The 18,133-nt window shown below is 41.6% G+C and carries 18 protein-coding genes; 8 read left to right on the forward strand and 10 right to left on the reverse strand.

All coding sequences use genetic code 11. The features are described 5' to 3' along the window. Nucleotides 1-32 precede the first annotated feature (32 nt). Both J7E32_RS15870 and yiaA read right to left on the reverse strand, forming a co-directional pair. On the reverse strand, nt 33-983 hold the full coding sequence (locus J7E32_RS15870; protein ID WP_214909147.1) for a S41 family peptidase: 951 nt from the start codon (nt 981-983) through the stop codon (nt 33-35). Nucleotides 984-1,110: 127 nt separating this feature from the next. Beyond that, nucleotides 1,111-1,581: an inner membrane protein YiaA gene (gene yiaA / locus J7E32_RS15875; protein ID WP_214909219.1), complete on the reverse strand. Its 471-nt coding sequence runs from the start codon at nt 1,579-1,581 to the stop codon at nt 1,111-1,113. Nucleotides 1,582-1,734: 153 nt separating this feature from the next. On the opposite strand from yiaA, the gene J7E32_RS15880 reads away from it, so the two are divergent. The 3 genes from J7E32_RS15880 to J7E32_RS22985 all read left to right on the forward strand — a co-directional run bounded on the left by J7E32_RS15880 (nt 1,735) and on the right by J7E32_RS22985 (nt 2,985). Further along, on the forward strand, nt 1,735-1,890 hold the full coding sequence (locus J7E32_RS15880) for a hypothetical protein (protein WP_214909149.1): 156 nt from the start codon (nt 1,735-1,737) through the stop codon (nt 1,888-1,890). A gap of 152 nt (nt 1,891-2,042) precedes the next feature. Further along, nucleotides 2,043-2,717 carry a DNA alkylation repair protein gene (locus J7E32_RS15885; RefSeq protein WP_214909151.1) on the forward strand — a complete coding sequence of 225 codons (675 nt, stop codon included), beginning with the start codon at nt 2,043-2,045 and terminating at the stop codon, nt 2,715-2,717. A 133-nt stretch (nt 2,718-2,850) separates the two neighbouring features. After that, nucleotides 2,851-2,985 carry a hypothetical protein gene (locus J7E32_RS22985; protein ID WP_286183327.1) on the forward strand — a complete coding sequence of 45 codons (135 nt, stop codon included), beginning with the start codon at nt 2,851-2,853 and terminating at the stop codon, nt 2,983-2,985. On the opposite strand, the gene J7E32_RS15890 is transcribed toward J7E32_RS22985, so the two are convergent. The 3 genes from J7E32_RS15890 to J7E32_RS15900 all read right to left on the reverse strand — a co-directional run bounded on the left by J7E32_RS15890 (nt 2,957) and on the right by J7E32_RS15900 (nt 6,698). Then, entirely contained in the window at nt 2,957-3,190 is a 234-nt protein-coding gene (locus J7E32_RS15890; protein ID WP_214909152.1) for a hypothetical protein, read from the reverse strand. The genes J7E32_RS22985 and J7E32_RS15890 overlap by 29 nt on opposite strands. A 38-nt stretch (nt 3,191-3,228) precedes the next feature. Further along, a complete protein-coding gene (locus tag J7E32_RS15895) occupies nt 3,229-5,286 on the reverse strand; it encodes a DUF4179 domain-containing protein (protein ID WP_286183328.1) in 2,058 nt (685 codons plus the stop codon). 335 nt (nt 5,287-5,621) lie between these two features. After that, a complete protein-coding gene (locus J7E32_RS15900) occupies nt 5,622-6,698 on the reverse strand; it encodes a GGDEF domain-containing protein (protein WP_214909159.1) in 1,077 nt (358 codons plus the stop codon). A 349-nt stretch (nt 6,699-7,047) separates the two neighbouring features. Here J7E32_RS15900 and J7E32_RS15905 point away from each other — a divergent pair, with 349 nt between their 5' ends. After that, nucleotides 7,048-7,407 (forward strand): hypothetical protein, encoded by a 360-nt coding sequence (locus J7E32_RS15905; RefSeq protein ID WP_214909161.1) that lies wholly within the window; start codon nt 7,048-7,050, stop codon nt 7,405-7,407. A gap of 151 nt (nt 7,408-7,558) precedes the next feature. On the opposite strand, the gene J7E32_RS15910 is transcribed toward J7E32_RS15905, so the two are convergent. Next, nucleotides 7,559-9,229 carry a hypothetical protein gene (locus J7E32_RS15910; protein ID WP_214909163.1) on the reverse strand — a complete coding sequence of 557 codons (1,671 nt, stop codon included), beginning with the start codon at nt 9,227-9,229 and terminating at the stop codon, nt 7,559-7,561. Nucleotides 9,230-9,351: 122 nt separating this feature from the next. Here J7E32_RS15910 and J7E32_RS15915 point away from each other — a divergent pair, with 122 nt between their 5' ends. Continuing rightward, complete coding sequence (locus J7E32_RS15915) at nt 9,352-9,645, forward strand: hypothetical protein (RefSeq protein WP_214909165.1); 294 nt, start codon at nt 9,352-9,354, stop codon at nt 9,643-9,645. On the opposite strand, the gene J7E32_RS15920 is transcribed toward J7E32_RS15915, so the two are convergent. After that, the gene (locus J7E32_RS15920; protein WP_214909166.1) at nt 9,601-10,794 is read right to left on the reverse strand and encodes an MFS transporter; all 1,194 of its coding nucleotides are present in this window, start codon (nt 10,792-10,794) and stop codon (nt 9,601-9,603) included. The genes J7E32_RS15915 and J7E32_RS15920 overlap by 45 nt on opposite strands. A gap of 232 nt (nt 10,795-11,026) precedes the next feature. On the opposite strand from J7E32_RS15920, the gene J7E32_RS15925 reads away from it, so the two are divergent. Beyond that, the gene (locus tag J7E32_RS15925; RefSeq protein ID WP_214909168.1) at nt 11,027-11,386 is read left to right on the forward strand and encodes a winged helix-turn-helix transcriptional regulator; all 360 of its coding nucleotides are present in this window, start codon (nt 11,027-11,029) and stop codon (nt 11,384-11,386) included. A 231-nt stretch (nt 11,387-11,617) separates the two neighbouring features. Then, nucleotides 11,618-12,478 carry a TVP38/TMEM64 family protein gene (locus J7E32_RS15930; RefSeq protein WP_286183329.1) on the forward strand — a complete coding sequence of 287 codons (861 nt, stop codon included), beginning with the start codon at nt 11,618-11,620 and terminating at the stop codon, nt 12,476-12,478. Nucleotides 12,479-12,582: 104 nt separating this feature from the next. Here the strand turns inward: J7E32_RS15930 and J7E32_RS15935 are convergent, their stop codons facing one another. Next, nucleotides 12,583-13,569: a Gfo/Idh/MocA family protein gene (locus J7E32_RS15935; protein ID WP_214909171.1), complete on the reverse strand. Its 987-nt coding sequence runs from the start codon at nt 13,567-13,569 to the stop codon at nt 12,583-12,585. Between the two features lie 348 nt (nt 13,570-13,917). Between J7E32_RS15935 and J7E32_RS15940 the strand changes: the two genes are divergently transcribed. Next, a complete protein-coding gene (locus J7E32_RS15940) occupies nt 13,918-16,269 on the forward strand; it encodes a TOTE conflict system archaeo-eukaryotic primase domain-containing protein (protein WP_214909173.1) in 2,352 nt (783 codons plus the stop codon). Between the two features lie 128 nt (nt 16,270-16,397). Here the strand turns inward: J7E32_RS15940 and J7E32_RS15945 are convergent, their stop codons facing one another. Continuing rightward, on the reverse strand, nt 16,398-16,544 hold the full coding sequence (locus tag J7E32_RS15945; RefSeq protein WP_214909175.1) for a hypothetical protein: 147 nt from the start codon (nt 16,542-16,544) through the stop codon (nt 16,398-16,400). A 270-nt stretch (nt 16,545-16,814) separates the two neighbouring features. Next, nucleotides 16,815-18,020 carry a threonine ammonia-lyase gene (gene ilvA, locus J7E32_RS15950; protein ID WP_214909177.1) on the reverse strand — a complete coding sequence of 402 codons (1,206 nt, stop codon included), beginning with the start codon at nt 18,018-18,020 and terminating at the stop codon, nt 16,815-16,817. Nucleotides 18,021-18,133 lie beyond the last annotated feature (113 nt).

The following is an 18,133-nucleotide window of genomic DNA, read 5'->3' on the forward strand; positions in this document are numbered from 1 at the left end:
TCCGCTTTAAGAACCGTCCCTTTTCTGCCGTTCTAATCTTCAAATAAAAACTGATATTCTGTCCGCCCTGCATATTTTTCTTTTATTTTTTTCAGCGCTTTCTCGTGAGCAATCGGCAGTGCTTCTTCTGCACTGGTCTCATAATCCGGCAGGACGCCTTGTCCCTCCCAATTTCCACCAGTGAACGGGCTGATCGATTTTCCAGAGGGAATGAACAACCGTAATTTAGGTGTAACCTGATGATAGTTCCCTGGCTGAGCCCCGCCACCAGTACTTTCCCCGATAATGGTCGCCCTGCCTGAGTGTTTGAGTGCGTATGCAAATAATTCTCCCGCTGAAAATGTCTTCATACTCGTCAAGATGAATACCGGTTTATCCAGATAAAGCTTCCCTGGCACATAGGGCTGTGTCCAGACCTGGGACGTCTTATTTTCGCTGCGATTGTAAAAGCTCTCGATGTGGGTCGGCTCTTTTAAAAGATAAGAGGCAATCAGTGCAACCATATAAGCACTCCCGCCAATATTCTTTCGCAAATCAATGATCAGGGCATCTGTGTGAGCGACAAAATTCATCACAGAAATGGCCGTCTCAGAAGCTTCCGTCACAGCATTCATATCGTAAAAAACCCGCAAATCAATATAGCCGATATTTCCAGCCAATCGCTCTACCTTATGGAAGCCAAAGTTATTTTTCTCAGCGACCCGCTTATACTCATCCATCATCTCCTCAGACTCATCAGCCCCCTCATCCTGAAGCCATATATGCAGATGGTTATCACCATTAATGCACTGAATATCTTGATCAAAAAGTTCCTTGAATTCTTCATAGGTCTCAGCATCAAAATAATAACCATCCCTCATCCGGTGCTCCAAATAGCCACAAATGTCCTCCGCTACCTCAGGATAAATATAATTTGCCCTCAACAATTCCATACTCTTGATCACAAAATGATGAAACTCGCTCTTCAAACTCAAAACATCCACTGGAAGTCCTCCCTAAAACAGTACTAGTATTTAAAGTTCAATAAGATCGCTGAAAATCCTTTGGTTTTCGAACACAAACAAAAAAGTGCGTGAATCTTATCCAGACCCACGCACCCTCTGTATTCCATCAATCTCTTTCTTTTGCTCTCTGTGTATCCCTGATATTCTTCTGAACGGTTATCGCTGCAAAGATACTAAGTACGAATGACATACCATAGAATCCCTTTTCACTTAAGATAATACTTCCGGCATTGTATAGACCGATCGCCATTAAGGAAATAGATACGATAAGCGCAAACCAGCTAATGCCATAATAAATATTCGTAACTGGTATGTCCTCTTCCTTATCTCTTACTGCCTTTTGCAAGGATACCGGTGCATAGAGACCAAATACCAAGACGGCAAAATAATAGCCTTTTTCGTTCAGTTCCATCCCTGCATTGAATAAACCAATCAGATAACCGGAAACGCCAACTAACAGAGCTCCCCATGAAGCTCCCTTAAACGCTGCAGTAGGTTCTCCTTCTTTCCTTTCCACCTTCGCCTTTGGCTTTCTTTCTAAAGCTTTATCCAATGACACCTCATGCTCATTAGACATCATGTCTCTCCCCCAACTTAAACGAATATAAAAGCGCTACATTTTCCTAAATACATTATATATAAGTTGTTTACAAATAATAGATAAAATTGTTATTTTTTCAAAAAACTGCAGTTGGAATATGGTCTATTTTTTAAAAAAAGGAGAGAACTTATGAAGAAAAATTTACAAGCAAAAGGAAAGCCAGATTCTATTATGCAATCTAATTCAGGGACAGATGCTGAACAAGTAAAACAGCAGATCCAGAAAGATGTGGCTGCTGGCCAAGGGGCCATGACGTCCCGAGAGGCAGGCTCCATGCGGGATTAAAAAAACCACTTTGAGTGGCTTTTTCTTTGGCAAAATTATCGCAGGACAATAACCTCAGCTGTATCCGGATTTTCCATGATTTGCTGCTCTGGACTATTTGTTTTAACATTAAAGGATGCAATTTAATTGAATGAAATGGTGAGGAGTATCTGATGAACAACTACGTTAAAGCATTATATGAGGAAGCATTAAAACATCGGAATAGCTCGGAAGCAGCCAGGCTGTCTAAATACATGAGGAATCAATTTGAATATATCGGTTTGAGGGCTCCGCAGATGCAGGAGCTTTTCAAACAGCATGTGAAGACTCATGGCCTCCCTGCAAAGGAGGATTTGCATGAGGTCATCACTTCCCTCTGGGAGCTGGAAGAACGAGAGATGCAGATTAGCGGGGCATACCTGTTAGATTTAATGAAAAAACAGTTCACCGAAGAGGATCTCCCGCTTCTCAAATATATCATCACGACCAAGCCGTGGTGGGACACGGTCGACCATATTGCGAAAAAGCATTTCGGTTATTATCTTGAAAAATTCCCGCAGCATCGGCAGCCTATTATCGACAGTTGGATCGCCTCGGATAACATCTGGCTGATCCGTTCCTGCATATTATTTCAATTAGGCTACAAAGAAAGAACCGACGTGGCCATGCTCAAGGACATTATTTCAAGAACCTGCCATACAAACGAATTTTTCATCAATAAAGCCATCGGCTGGGCTCTGAGAGAATACGCTAAGCAAAACCCTGAGAAAGTATTTGAGATTACGAACAGACTTCCTCTTTCGAACTTAAGCCGAAGAGAAGCCTTGAAGCATATTGGCAAAAAGTGAAGACAGATTAAAGGAGCACAGGGCATTTTATCCCTGTGCTCCTCTCACTTTTCTATATAAAACAATGACCAGTTCGAAGAACAAAAAGCGCAAGCGCCTCGTTCAGCCCCGACAAGCGCTGGAGAGCCGCCCAATGAAGTCGTTCTTTGACTTCAATGGACGGATCGAAGCGACTCGAGGGGCTAGGCGCTGGAGCTGGATTAAGAAAACTACATGCAGTTATCCACACCTAAATAATTTTATAATTTCCTTAACAAAAATAAAGTGACTCCGATAAAGGTAAAAAGGAAGAAAAACGGAGAACCCGTCATGCCAAAAGCTACCTCATTCTGAAGTGTATCAATACTTTCCCATGAGCCTTCGATATCTGGTGTATAGTTCATTGTTTTAATGTAGCCAATCAGCAGCATGCCCACAAAATAGATCACATGAATGGCCATCGAAACAATTGCTGTATGAATAAATAGCTTCATTTTATGGCCTCCCTGTTATAAAAGGAACTTTTTGCGTATCAGTCCAGCGAAATCTTCACCACATCATCCAAATATTTCATCGAGGTATACCCGTAAAGATCGAGTCTGGTAGGGATGACTTTGTTGCCATCTAACATTAAGATTATGTCGGTAACGAAATGACGTGGCTGTTCAATTTTATCATAATCGAATGTGGGTGATTTCATATCGTATTGAACCCCATTCTTATCCACGATCACACCTTCCGTTTCCATCCCTATCGATATTGGTTCATGTTCATTTTCACCTTCTCTTACAACATTAAGATGAAGTGTTTCAAATTTCCGGTTTTCAACTTCATGATTGCTGATGACCATGGTTGTGGGCTGGCCAATTTCTATTTTATCAATGCTGTTCGTACTTCCTGCATATTCAAATGTCTGGGGAAAAGATTGACTCACATCCAGTTCGATGCTTTTATGATCTTGGAATGAAAAATAGACAGATTCAAATTGAACGGTAACGTCTTCCGGTTCTTCTCCCAAAAATGGATCGTAATACATTTGGAGTATTTGCCAATTGGCTTCAGGCTGTAAATAGTTATAGCCACCGCCAAACTGGTCCGGTTTCACTTTTACATCGTCCACTTCCAAATCGGCAAAATGAATCCGATCGATTCTCTTTTCTTGCCTATCCATAGGAATACCATATTCCAAAAGCGTTGCTGTTGGGGCCATGATTAATTTATCGAGGCGAACCGGAACTCCTTCGATTTCTGCCTTTTCATTCAAGTCATATTCGATGGAAGGCTGCTTAGTTACCGGGACTTCGAATTTCCAATCACCTGTCTTAAATCCATTGCTTCTATAACCAAATCCCAGCCTTGGCTCTTGTTCATCGAGAGCAAGCTCCTGAATCCTTTCAATATTCAGTTTAAGAACGCCGCTATCTTCCTCAAGCGGCCGCAGTCCAACCACTCCGTAAAAAATATGCTTTTCCTTTTTATTCATCTCCGCTTTAAGGTCAGGAGGATGATAACGCGGGTATATATCGTGTTTCATGAGTTCACTCTCATTTTCTATAGAAATTCCATCTTCCGAAAACATAACATATTGTTTATCCTCGTTTGTATCTTCAATTTCATAAAAAACAAGTGTCTGATAGTCATCAGCAACGACGCCTTTGATTCTGATTTTCACACCATCGCTTTCCGCTTCCAGGTTCATCCTCTCGCCAAGGTCCTTTTGCAGGAAGGCTCGCAATTGCTCATTTTCTTCTGTCCATCCATAATAGACATTGGCAAAAGTGCCAGTAACGAAACCGATTCCGATCACGAAGGCAAACACACTTGCAAAAATAAGTGCCATCCTCTTGCGCTTTTTACTCTTCTGCTTCCTATGCTTCTCCTTTTCCGCCAGACGCTCTTTGATTTTCGCGATAAAATTATCCGGCACAGGCAAATCATTCATCCACTCAGCATGATGCAACAACATCGTGACATCCTGAAAGGCAGCTAAATCCTCCTGGCATTCTGCGCACTTGTAAAGATGAATCTCGAACTCTATCTTCTCCGGCCGTTCCATCGTTTTTTCCAGATAATTAATGTAGTTCTTCTTATATTTCTTACAGCCATTAAAAGATGTTCCAAACAGTTGTTTCCTGACCGACTGAGTTCCTGATAACAACAGGTCTTTCATTCTATCTACTGAAACTCGTAAAATATGCGCAGCTTCCTCCTGAGAGAACCCTATGCCATATGTAAGGACCATCGCTTCCTTTTCCTCTATTGGAAGCTGATCAAGTGCATTAAATAAATTCTGATGTGATGCATTGTCATCCAATGCCGGCATCTCTTCGCCCGAAAGCTCCCGGCAGATATCGATAAAAATCGAAGCCACCCATAATTCGAATGAGGTTTCCCTTTTATATGAAGGCAATTCCTTATGCACCTTAACGATCGACCGGTAAAATAACTCCTCCATTTGCTGTTGATTTCGAAGGTAAAACCAGCCTAACGCATAAAACGATTGCTGATGGCGCTCGAACCAATCCACGACAGAATCTATCCCTTTTTCCTGAAAAGTTGTGATCGTAATGGAGTCCATCGCTGGGACCATAATTTGTTCCCCCCTTTTAACACGCTCTATCTCTAATTCTATTTTACCTTTAATTACCTATTATGCTAGTGATCTTTTTAAAAAGGGAATGCTGCCGAGATTGTGGTGCCTTTCGGATTGAACGGAACCCTTATAGAGGAGGAATCTCTTGCATAAGGGTCTCTTTCCGATTGAACGGGACCCTTAGAGAGGGGGAATCTCTTGCATAAGGGTCTCTTTCCGATTGAATGGGACCCTTATGGATCTCAAGTTGCTTGCATAAGGGCATCTTACGGATGATAATTCCTTATTTAACCCAAAAAAGCACTAGGGTATGCCCCCGTGCTTTCAAATCTTTATAATGTTGAAATTTTATTTCTTCCTGTCCGTTTTGATGTATATAAGGTGTCGTCTGCTTGTTTGATGAATTCTTCTAAGCATTGAGTTGTTTCTAGATAGGTTGAGGCACCAAGGGAGATGGTGATCTTGATTTCCTTGCCATTTGGTAAGGAGAATCGATGATTTTCCACTATTCCCCGGAGGCGTTCTGCAATTTCCAGCGCTTGAGCATAGGAACAATTCTTTAATAACAGTGAAAATTCTTCACCGCCATTTCTTGAGACAATATCACTTGGGCGTGAGCAGCTGATTAACAGTCCTCCTAATTGCCTTAAAACTTCATCCCCTGCTTGATGACCATACGTATCATTGACCTTTTTGAAGTGGTCGATATCAATCATTAGCAACGATAATTTTTCATTAAGCTCCTGGGCACTTTCTATACTTTCATTCAATGACGAATCGAACTGCCTGACATTATTTAACCCCGTAAGGAAATCTGTTGCCGATTGGTTTTTCAGCTGCATAAACATTTGGTTCGACTGAACGATATACCCTGCCAAAAAATACACCAAAACTCCCGATATGGTTGTAATAACCCAATAGTTAACCAAAATTTGATACACTTGATCTGAAAATCCCATCAGATACAAAAAGCCGCATGAAATCGTAATTAAGCTAATTAATCCCATAACCGACCACTTAAAAAAGTCCGAACTCTTCACCTTTTTTTGGACCAGTGCGGCAAACACTGCAATAATAAACATTATGAGCACAGTGACTAGAAACGTTTCCAAACTCCCATCAAAAAATACTAGTCTGCTGATATTGATTATACTCGTGGCTACGAAAGCCGGCACGAACCCTCCATAAAAAGCAGACAGCAGGATCGCGATATGACGCAAGTCCATCATGATGACAGGAGTAATCTGGATACTAAAAGCCATTAACACTGAACCAAGTATTCCCGCCAATGCTCCAAGTTTCAACTTTTGAAGAGTTGTATCTATCTCCGGATTGCTTTTAAATAAACTACCGCCTATAAACAAAAATGTAATAACAAAACTAGCATGTATAAAAAAATCTTTCAGCAAGGTAATACCACCTAAAACGTGAATTTCGACTTCCTTTTATAGAATACGAGATAAAGGACAATTTTACTATAAGTTTCCGGAGTTTTCCTGATACCGCTAACTAAAGTATAGGAAGGCCATCAATATAAACAGAGGGACGGTAAGGTACAATTTTACCTGAAACAACCTTTTAAGAATGTGGTCTTCTTCACTTTCAATTTAACTAGCGATAATTTCCAGTTAGCAGAATTCTTATGTAAAAGTAATACACTTGGAGTGGAGTGATCGGTTCTAAAAGAGCTTGTCATTTGTGGTGACTTATTTTACTGGACTGGGTATAATAAATTCATAAAGAAGGAGGTGAAATGAGATGGAGAAAATATTGAATAAAATTCTAGACCGTTTGGATTCGTTCGACAAGCGCTTTGATTCTGTTGATGCACGTTTTGAGTCTATGGAGAATCGGTTGGGGTCTATGGAGAGCCGGTTTGGGTCTATGGAGAGCCGGTTTGGGTCTATGGAGAGCAGGTTGGACAATTTAGAAAATGGCCAGCAAACTATCCTTTCCGAACAGAGTGAAATGCGGAGGGAAATGGGATTTTATTATGGTACCTTGATGAAGAAGCTTGATGAAACGAAATCAGAACTATCGAGTGAAATCAAGCATGTCTCCAATGTTCAGAAACAGCATCAGGATGTTTTAGAGATACTGAATGAAAAACAGCAGTAAGATTGTTCAATGCGCTCTCTTTAATATCCTTCTCACATAATACTTCTTAAGAATCCTCGAGAATACATTTGCTTTCCTTATTTTATCCAAAACCAAAAAGTGCCTGTCCCCAGGTGCATCATCACTCCGGGGACAGGCACTTTTTATGTCCTTACTCTAACCCTTGGATCACTAACTCTTTCACTGGCAGGAAGGTTTCGCCGGTATCCATGTATTTGAGATTGAGCTGGTCGCCTTCTTTTACATAGATCGCCAGCGGGTTCGTTTCTGATGAAATGAGGTAGTTCTTTTTGTTATCCAGCAGGATCGAAACAATCGTGAAGTCGCCTGTTTTTTCTTTGTAGACGCGCAGCACGGTTCCGCTCGTTTGCTTTTCCTCTGCCTTCGAACTTCCATCCACTGTTCCGCCGCCATGCTGCAATGCGGTTTTATACTTTTTCAATGCTTCATTAGGAGTATTGCCAAACACCGAAATTTCCGGGTTTGCTGCCGATACGATAAAGTAATTTTGCAGGAAGCCATTCGAATCAAGAACAGGCGTCAGCCAGCTTGCTTCTCCATAGAAATTGTAGAGAATCGGCATCTCGCCATGCCATTTTTTCTCGATGAACTTCTTCTCAATAATTTGCAGCGCCCCTTCAGAATCCATATAGGACTCTTCAAGATTGCCAGTATAGAAGGTCGCCTTCCCAGTCCTTGCGTTCGTCAAGGCATACCCAAGCATGGAGTCTACCCCTTCTTTCGGACTGGTAAAATCGGTGAAATAATACATATCGCCATTTTCATCAAAAATTGGACTGACCTGGGCTTCGGTTCCTTCATCTGACGGAAGTTTTATATCCGTCTTGCCAAACACGCTGTTCCAATAGCCATGAATGTAATTACCATAATAGCTGTTCTGCAGACTCACAGCCTCGGGAGAAACAGCGCCGTCAATGAATTCTGGAACATCGGCCTGCGCATAGGATTCCGTTTTCCCAGAATCAGGATCCACTACGACAACCCCTTTTACATCAAAACCATTCCTGGCTGAGATGAATTCACCGAAGGTCCTGATATAAAAAGGTTTGCCTTCATCATCGATCTCAAGCTGAGTGTCTCCATAGAAAATTGCCTCTGGATACTGCAAACGGATATGGCGTTCGACATTTTTATTGAAGAACGAAGAAGGTGTATAAACCATGTCTGTTTTCTTGAATTTTGGATTTGCTGATGAATCGGTAGCGCTGATTGTAAAATAACCCGGTGTGGACTTGCCGTTCCACCATTTGAAAAAGCCTGAGAATTCAACCGGAGCAATATAGACGTACTCTCCATTGACCTTCTGGATCTGCAGATTTCCGAGCTCATAATAACTCGTATTCGGAACCTGGCCGAATGCCTTTTTCATTTTATTTCGTGCAAAATGCGGAGGGACACTCGCTGGTGTTTCCTTTTCATCAAAAGTCGAGATTTCCATCTTCTCCGCCATTTTCGCAGACTCATATTTTTCCTCTGCGTTAAAAAGAAAAGCGATCATAAAATACGCGCCCAATAGCAGGGTAAGCAAAAACAAGCTCCCCTTAATCATCCTTTCCTTGCCAGCCGCAAAAAAAGTGCCGGCAAACGTGATCACAATCGCAAACGGCCACAGAGAAGACAGGTTGCGGTCCAAATTAAACGCATAATAAAACGCAAAAGTCCCAACCGTAAACAGGACAATCACAGCAATCAAAAAGGCAGATGTCATTTTCCTGTCCTTCTCTACCCCTTTAGAAAAAGGAGTAAGAATCAGAGCAGAAGCCAATCCAACCAAAAGAGCAAACAGAATGATATTTCCCATAGAAAAATCCCCTTTTATTTTTGTCCTCTACATATACGAATCAACTGAGGTAAAGTTTCATGAGGATTATGTTGCAAGGAAAGCGTACGTAAAAAATTTGATGACCTTCAGGATGGTAAAACTTGGGCGAACGTGCAATTAACATGTCTGAGCGTGCAATTATAGCTTATATTGGTGCAATTATCCTACACCACAGCGCAAATATTAAAGATGACCGTGCAATTATCGAGTGGAACGAACAGAATAATTTTTCCAGCTTATTTTTCAGCTTCGATTTTCAGCAATATGCAACTCCAATCGGGATATATCCATATTTAGTAGAACTAGTTAAGAAGCACGGATCAGTCCGTGCTTCAACTCATCACCAACAGTTACTCATTTTCCTTTTTTTCAATAGAAATACTCCATATCGTTAACAGGATAGCCCCCAATACCATTACTGCTCCAATCCACGGTGTGTGGATCAATCCAATCGAGTCAACAATTACTCCTCCGACAAACGCACCGATTGCGATTCCGAGATTGAAAGCTGCTATATTCATTGCTGATGCTACGTTAACAGCTGCTGGAACATAGCGTTCTGCTAATCTAACAACCAATACCTGCAAGCCTGGTACATTCATGAACGCAAACATTCCCAGCAAGAAAATAGTAATGACTCCAGCCACCTTGAAGGGTGCTGTGAAAGATAAAATGACGAGAATGATGGCCTGGACAATGAACATCCATAATAATGCCTTTAATGGATTTCGATCAGCGGCTTTCCCTCCGATGGCATTCCCAATCGCTACAGCAATCCCATATACCAACAGGATTATGCTCACGACTTTCGGGGCAAAGCCGGTTATCTCCTGAAGAATTGGAGTCAGATAAGTGAATGCGACAAAGGTTCCGCCATATCCAAGAGCTGTAATCGCAAATGCCAGCAGCAAAGGCCCATTGCCCAATATTTTTAGTTGATCACTGAATTTTGCCGGCGGCGCAGGCTTAATATTTTTTGGTATAAGGATTGCACTTGCGATAATTCCTACTACACCTAATAATGCCACTCCCCCAAATGTCGCTCTCCAGCCGAACAGTTGGCCGATGAAGGTCCCAAGCGGCACACCAGTTACGGTGGCGACGGTCAATCCCGTGAACATAAAGGCGATCGCGCTTGCCCTTTTATCCTCAGGGACAAGGTCAGCGGCAATCGTCGAGCCTATTGAAAAGAAGACTCCATGAGAAAAGGCCGTGATGATCCTTGCTGCCAACAGCAGACCGAAGCTGGTCGAAATGGCTGCGATGGAATTTCCGATGATGAAAATGACCATTAAAGCCATAAGCAAGGTTTTGCGGCTCATTTTATTGGTCAAAGCTGTTAAAATCGGTGCTCCAAATGCTACACCCATCGCATATCCGGATATTAACAAACCAGCTAAAGTGATCGAGATATTGAGATCATCTGAAATCGTCGACAATAATCCAACAGGTACAAATTCAGTCGTACCGATTCCAAAAGCACTAATTGCCAAAGCCAAAAGGGATAGTGATCCCTTATTATTGTTTCGTGTATGTGAACTCATAAAAAGGTATCCTCCATTGCAGTTTTTTAAGTTGACCAGTGAAGGCGCCTTTCACGTTTGACCAACATGAATGCAATTATGAAGGATACCTGATCGCTTGAGAAGTACGCACTTTAAAGTTCCGTAGGCACCCCCAGGTGATATAGGCACCAAAAAGTGCCCTATACTACTTATAGAAATGTAGGGTTATAATGACACTACAAACAATCGGAAAGATAAGGAGGGTGTATTTTTGAAGAAATATAATATACCAGTCGAAGCAGCCCTCGAGGTCATCGGCGGGAAATGGAAAGTCGTCATTCTTTGCCATTTGATCGAAGGCAAGAAACGGACAAGCGAATTAAAAAAACTCATGCCCGGCATCACGCAAAAAATGCTCACACAGCAATTGCGTGAGCTGGAAGAAGATAATGTCATTTTACGAGAAGTCTATAACCAGGTCCCTCCTAAAGTCGAATATTCATTGACCGAATATGGATGGTCATTAAAAGGGATCTTGGATTCTCTCTGCACCTGGGGAGAGCAGCATATTGAGAAAAATCATCCGAATAAAGAGGATGTCTTGACCATACCTGAAACAGATGAAAGATAATGTTATTAAGCGAGACAGCGGGATATTCCGCTGTCTCATAAAGTGTCAATTTTTCCAATCCAAGATTCACCCGAACCACCACCTTTTCCTGCAAGGTGCCTCTCCGCTCCATAAGCCTCAGGTCCTAGCATAATTTCAACCCTAAGCGCGTCGAATCAAATCACGGCCTTCACTATAATGTAAACACAAGCAAAAAAGCAGACTGACATTGTAATGAAGGGGAATACCAACTTGTTATCACATAAAGAAAGCTACAATGAAAAAATGGAAATCATTCTACACTTAGCCCTCAGTATCCTGTCATTATTTTTATTGATTGTGTTATTGCCTACTGTTCTGCCAATATATAAATGGCTTTACATAAGCGCTGTTATGACTGTTTTGTTAATCGATGGTTATTTCCTGATTACGAAACAGGGAAACCTTCTGAAGTTCAACAGGATGGCATTATTTTATTTGACAGCTCTTTTGATTCTTGTTCTGGCAATTTTTTATATGACAAAAATCGTTGTTCTTACTGATACGTACGGATTTGAAGGAATGTTAAAAGAACATCTAAAAACAGCCAAATATATTTTCTTTTTCATCAGCTTTGCCCAACCAATCATCCTTCCGATTCCTGAAGCTGTTACCGTTCCAGGTGCGAGTGCTGTATTCGGGCCAGCTACTGCTGCGGCAATTTCTTTTCTTGGAACAATATTGGGGATAACAGCCATGTTTTTTGCCGCCAGATACGGAGGAAGGAAATTTATTTCAAAACTGATTAAGGAAGAGCAGCTGCAAAAATACGATAAGTATGTCTCTAAAAATGAAACATTGATCATGTTTTTATTATTCATCGTACCCATTCTTCCAGATGAAATCATTTGTGTAGGAGCAGGCATAGGGCAAGTATTACCAAAAAGGTTTTTGCTGATTGCCTCAGTCTCAAAGTTGATCACCGCAACCTTACTGGCATACTCAGTACAACTAGCAGCAGCGTTACCGATATCCGGTTCACAATTATTGATTGGGTTCTTGGCTACTGTTTTAATCTTCATTGGTATATCGTATTTATCAAAAAAAGCATTTAACAAGGAGCGAGGGATTTAAAACAAAGTAGAAGTAGGATTGATTTGGATTAGCACTCAATGTCTCAATATCCCTCATCCCATAAGAAAAGCACAGGGTACGTCCCCTGTGCTTCTCATAAAAAATCACTCAAACGGATATTTCAATCCCCATTGTTCGCGAATTTCATCCATCAGGTTCATAATTTTCAATGATTCATCCAACGGAACGACAGGACTCTCTAAAAGCCCCTGACTGAGACATCTTCCTACTTCTTCTATTTCAAACGCATAACCAGCCGATTTTCTGTCATCGTTAAATGTCTCTACTTCCGCACCATCTTTATATAAGGTTGCGGATGTTGCCCGAAAGAATGCTGGAATCCGAATAGATCCTTCTGTTCCATGGATGTAAGCTTCGTCCGTTAAACCCACTCGAAATGAACCATTAAGGGTAGCGGTCTTTCCAGAAGGATAGGACATGATGATGGAAAATTGTTCATCAACGCCTGTTTCACCAATATGAGCAGTACTCAGAATCCTCTCCGGGTTTGTTCCGAAAATCATTGATGCAAATGTAACTGGATAAATCCCTACATCGAGCAGCGCGCCTCCTCCAAGTGCCGGATTAAATAATCTTCCCTCAGGATCCCATGATGCTCGGAAGCCAAATTCTGCTTTTACCAAAAGGACGTCGCCAATTTCCCCACTGTCAATCCATTCTTTAACTTTAATAATCGGAGGCAGAAAACGTGTCCACATCGCCTCCATCAAGAAAAGCTTTTGATCTCTGGCAAATTGAATGATTTCTTCTAGTTCCCCGCTATTGATGGTAAAAGGCTTCTCGCAAAGCACAGCCTTACCAGCACGAAGACAAGCCAATACATTTTCCTTATGAAAAGGGTGTGGCGTCGCAACATAAATCGCATCCACATCCGGATCCTGCACCAGTTCCTCGTAGCTACCATATGCACGGGAAACGCCATGCTCTTCCGCAAACTTTGCAGCGCTCTCTTTTGTACGTGACCCCACAGCAAGTTTTTCGGTATTTACAGCAAAGTTCAAATCCCTAGCGAAAGCACTTGCTATGCCGCCTGTCCCTAAAATTCCCCATTTAATAGTTTTTTCACCCATGTATTAACCCTCTCCTTAATTAGCAATAGTAAGAAAAACACCTTGTTAATCCATTATACTATTATTATTTTTTGTTTGAATGTACCTTGGAAGAAAGGGATGGTTTCATCTCCCACTCTGGAGGAGAAATAATAATAAACTTGCTAACCACCTATTGAGTTTAAATATAAGTTCCATCGTCCCCGTAGTTCAATAGAATAGGAGTATAAAAGATGAATAAAACGATTATCCTAGTTAAAGCTTTGAGTATTTAAATAAGCTATTGAAGACATAAACATTCTATTCCATGTTTGTCTCTCTCCTATTCATCAATTAAAATAAGATTAAATTATTTGAAGAGGTCTGCCCATGAACCATAACAAATCTCTCGAAGACTGGATTGCAGAGTGCATTCAATTGAGAAATGAGAATGCCTACCTTAAAAGGCAAATTGCTAGTCTTTTACAAAAGGAAAATCCAAAACTTAATATTATAAATGAACCTTATTTCATTACGAAACAATCCCCTCTTGAGGCAAAAGTACAGCTATACAGAAGTCTTTTCAAAGGGAGACCGGACGTATATGCCCTTCGTTGGGAAGCAAAAGATGGCAGAGCAGGTTATTTGCCTGCTTGCGCCCATGAATGGGATCGACCGATTTGTCAAAAGCCAGAAATAAAATGTTCTGAATGCCTGAATCGTACTTTATTGCCTCTTACTAACCAGGTTGTTATTTCCCATCTAAACGGTGAGCATACAATTGGTTTGTATCCCATGCAGAAGGATGGCACGTGTTCATTTTTGGCTGTAGATTTTGACAAAGCTAACTGGCAAAAGGATGTCCAAGCATTCATCCAAGTCTGTACCAATTTAGGATTGCCGTTTAGTATCGAGCGATCAAGATCAGGAAATGGTGCTCATGTTTGGTTTTTCTTTTCTGAGAAAATCGAGTCTAGTCTTGCTCGAAAGCTAGGCTATACCCTTCTGACAAAAACATTGGAGCATCACCACGAAATTGGCATGTCATCATTCGATCGTATGTTTCCCAACCAGGATACTCTTCCTAAAGGTGGATTCGGTAATTTAATTGCCCTTCCATTACAAAGACAGGCAGGTCTGCAAGGCAATAGCCTGTTTGTCGATGAGAATTTCAATCCTTATCCTGACCAGTGGATTTATTTATCCTCTGTAAAGAAGCTTTCTAAAAGAGAATTGATGAAATTCACCGATGATAGAAAATCACCAAGCCCTTTCTCAGTCAAGACAATTGACCTCGTCAAACCACTGGAAGCCTTTCCAGAGAGCATAACGGTACATATAAAAAACGGCCTTTATATTAATAAGCAATATCTGCCTTCGTCCCTTTTAGAAAAAATAATGACAACTGTTACTATTAAAAATCCCGAGTTCTATAAGGCTCAGTCTAGGAGACTGCCGACATCATCCATCCCAAGGGTAATCAAATGTTATACAGAGAATGAAAAATTTCTTATCCTCCCACGTGGCAGTAAGGCTGATTTAGACAAGTTGCTAGAGGATTCAGGAATTGAGGTTCTATACAAAGATGAAGCATTTGAAGGAGAGCCTCTCGAAACTCGATTCACTGGTCAACTGACATCCCAACAATCTGATGCCGTTTCTCAACTTCTGTTACACGACAACGGTGTGCTGTCAGCCACTACCGGCTTTGGAAAAACAGTTACTGCGGCTGCGTTGATTGCAGAACGCAAGGTAAATACACTAATCATTGTCGATAAAACTCAACTGAAACAACAATGGATCAATCAACTTAAATCCTTCTTAACCTTACCTGAAAAGGAGATTGGCGAAGTGGGAGGAGGGAAACGGAGGATTACTGGTAAGGTTGATGTGGTAACACTCCAAAGCCTCGCCTACAAAGGGGAAGTGAAGAGCTTTATCACCCAGTACGGACAAATCATAGTCGATGAATGCCACCATATTTCAGCCTTTACTTTCGAGCGAGTTTTAAAGCATGTACGAGCAAGATATGTTTATGGGCTAACAGCTACCCCTACCAGAAAAGATGGCTTGCATCCGATTATCTTTATGCAATGCGGACCAATCCGATATAAAGTCGATGCCAGAAGCCAGGCAAAAGTTCGTCCTTTTGTCCATAAACTTATCGTCAGGACTACAAGATTCAGTTCTAAATCAGAAAACATCCAGGAGCTTTATAAACTTCTCTCAAAGGATGAAAAGCGTAACCAGATGTTATTTGATGATGTGTTACATGCTCTTGAAGAAAAGCGTTCTCCTATCATTTTGACTGAGAGAATCGAACACCTGGAATATTTACATGATAAGTTCAAAGGCTTTGCTAAAAATATAATCATGCTCTCAGGAAATGTATCTAAAAAGGAGCAAAAAGTCGCTTTAGATAGGCTTGTAAACACTTCTGATACAGAAGAACGCCTTGTCATCGCAACTGGAAAATATATTGGTGAGGGATTTGATGATGCACGGCTTGATACCTTATTTCTTGCTATGCCAATTTCTTGGAAAGGCACATTGCAACAATATGTAGGCCGCCTCCACAGGCTACATGATCAAAAGCAGGAAGTACGAGTATATGATTATGTAGATAAAAAAGTCCCCACACTTGAAAGGATGTTCGCCAAGAGACAGAGTGGATATAAAACGATGGGATATGTTACAGCAGATCAAAATAAAGAGAATAACGAGCAGATGAGGTTGTTTTAATAAACTCAATACACCATATATCCTTCTCATTTAGAATATTTTCCTATATAATGGATATATAAATAAAGAGAGAAGTGCTTCAACACTTCTCCCTGCAACCTCTACCGTCAGGGTGGTGGTTGTCATAATTATCTTCGATGAGAACCACCCTTTTGCTTTCGACGGCCGCGGGTGGTTTTCTCTTTCTCAAGAACTTTTCTCCGATAGACATGCGCACTAAGCTCACGCACAACCCCCTTTAAAACTTCCTTGAGAAGATCGAGAATTGTCTCCATAGTTATCACCTCCTTATCCTTTAAGGAGAGGAGAATGACAACCAACCACCCATACAATATTCAGCTGCATTTATATTCTATCACTATATACCGCTCTGAAATTTTATCATTGTTCGACAAATTTCGTATAAAGACGCTAATCGTATAAGGGGCTGTCCTCCTCTTTCTCTACTTTTTTAATTCATTAGTCAGGCTGAATTTCAAGAAAGAATTGACGAATCTTCTTCAACAAAGAATGAAAGCATACGCTACATCCCCATGCTCATGTGGTCATTCTTCCATCTCCAGCTGAAATCCCTGAACTCTTAACTTCTTCTCCAGCTGCTCTATATGTTCATGGTCCTTCGTTTCAACTGATAACTCCAGCTGAGCAAACCCTGGATAGATATGCTTGCCGATCCGGTTAAGGTTGACGGATTGGATGTTTGCGTTCAGTTCAGTTACAGAGCTCAGCACTCTTTGCAGCTCTCCTGGCTTATCTTTTAAAGTGATCGTAAAATGGGCGAATCTCCCTGATTCAACGAGTCCGCGCTCAATGATCCGGGAGATAAAATTGACATCCACATTTCCCCCGGTTAAAATAACGGCAACCTTCTTACCGCTAAGCTTCACTTTATCGTAAAGCAGTGCAGCAAGCGGGCTTGCACCGGATCCCTCGACCAGCAGCTTATTTCGCTCCAGGACAAGAAGCATGGTTCGGGCTATTTCCATCTCGTCCACACAGAAAATGTCATCAACATAATTTCTAATGATCTCAAAAGTCTTTAATCCGGGCTTCTGAACAGCGATTCCATCTGCCATCGTTGGGGCTGCTTCAACAGCGACTGGTCTGTTCTCTGTTAACGACTGTTTCATGCTTGGACATGCAAGCGTCTGGACTCCATATACCTTAATGTCCGGTTTCTTCTCTTTCACCGCTAACGCGACACCTGCAATAAGCCCTCCCCCGCCAACAGGGCAGACAATCGCCTCGACATCCGGCAGCTGATCAAGTATTTCCAAACCTACTGTTCCTTGTCCGGCAATGACTGCTTCATCATCAAAGGCATGGATAAAAGTGGCGCCAACTTTTTCTTTCAGCTCCAATGCAAAGGCAAGGGCTTCATCAAAAACTGCCCCTTCGAGTATGACTTCAGCTCCGTATTGCCGTGTTGCCAGCACCTTGCTGAGAGGCGCACCTTTCGGCATGACAATTGTGCACCGAATGCCAAGCATCTGGCAGGAATACGCCACACCCTGGGCATGGTTCCCGGCTGAAGCTGCCACAACCCCATTTTGAAGCTGTTCAGGAGGCAAAGATATTAGTTTATTATAAGAACCCCTAACCTTGAAGGACCCTGTCTTTTGCAGGTTTTCAAGCTTCAAATATACTTCATTATTCGAGAGATTGCTGAACGTTTTAGAGTAATCAAGAGGAGTCGTATGTACAATTCCCTTCATTTTTTCCCGCGCTAAAATGACATCATCCAAGCTCATTTCCAGTCCCCCTAATTCCCTTTAATTTCTTTTTATGTTGCTCAGGGAGAGGAAAAGTATGTAAATGGGGAATCGCGGGATCACCCACTGTCTCACAAGTCCTCATATGCTTT

The organism is Bacillus sp. ISL-55, from assembly GCF_018613155.1.
In the GTDB taxonomy this organism is placed as follows: domain Bacteria; phylum Bacillota; class Bacilli; order Bacillales; family Cytobacillaceae; genus Mesobacillus.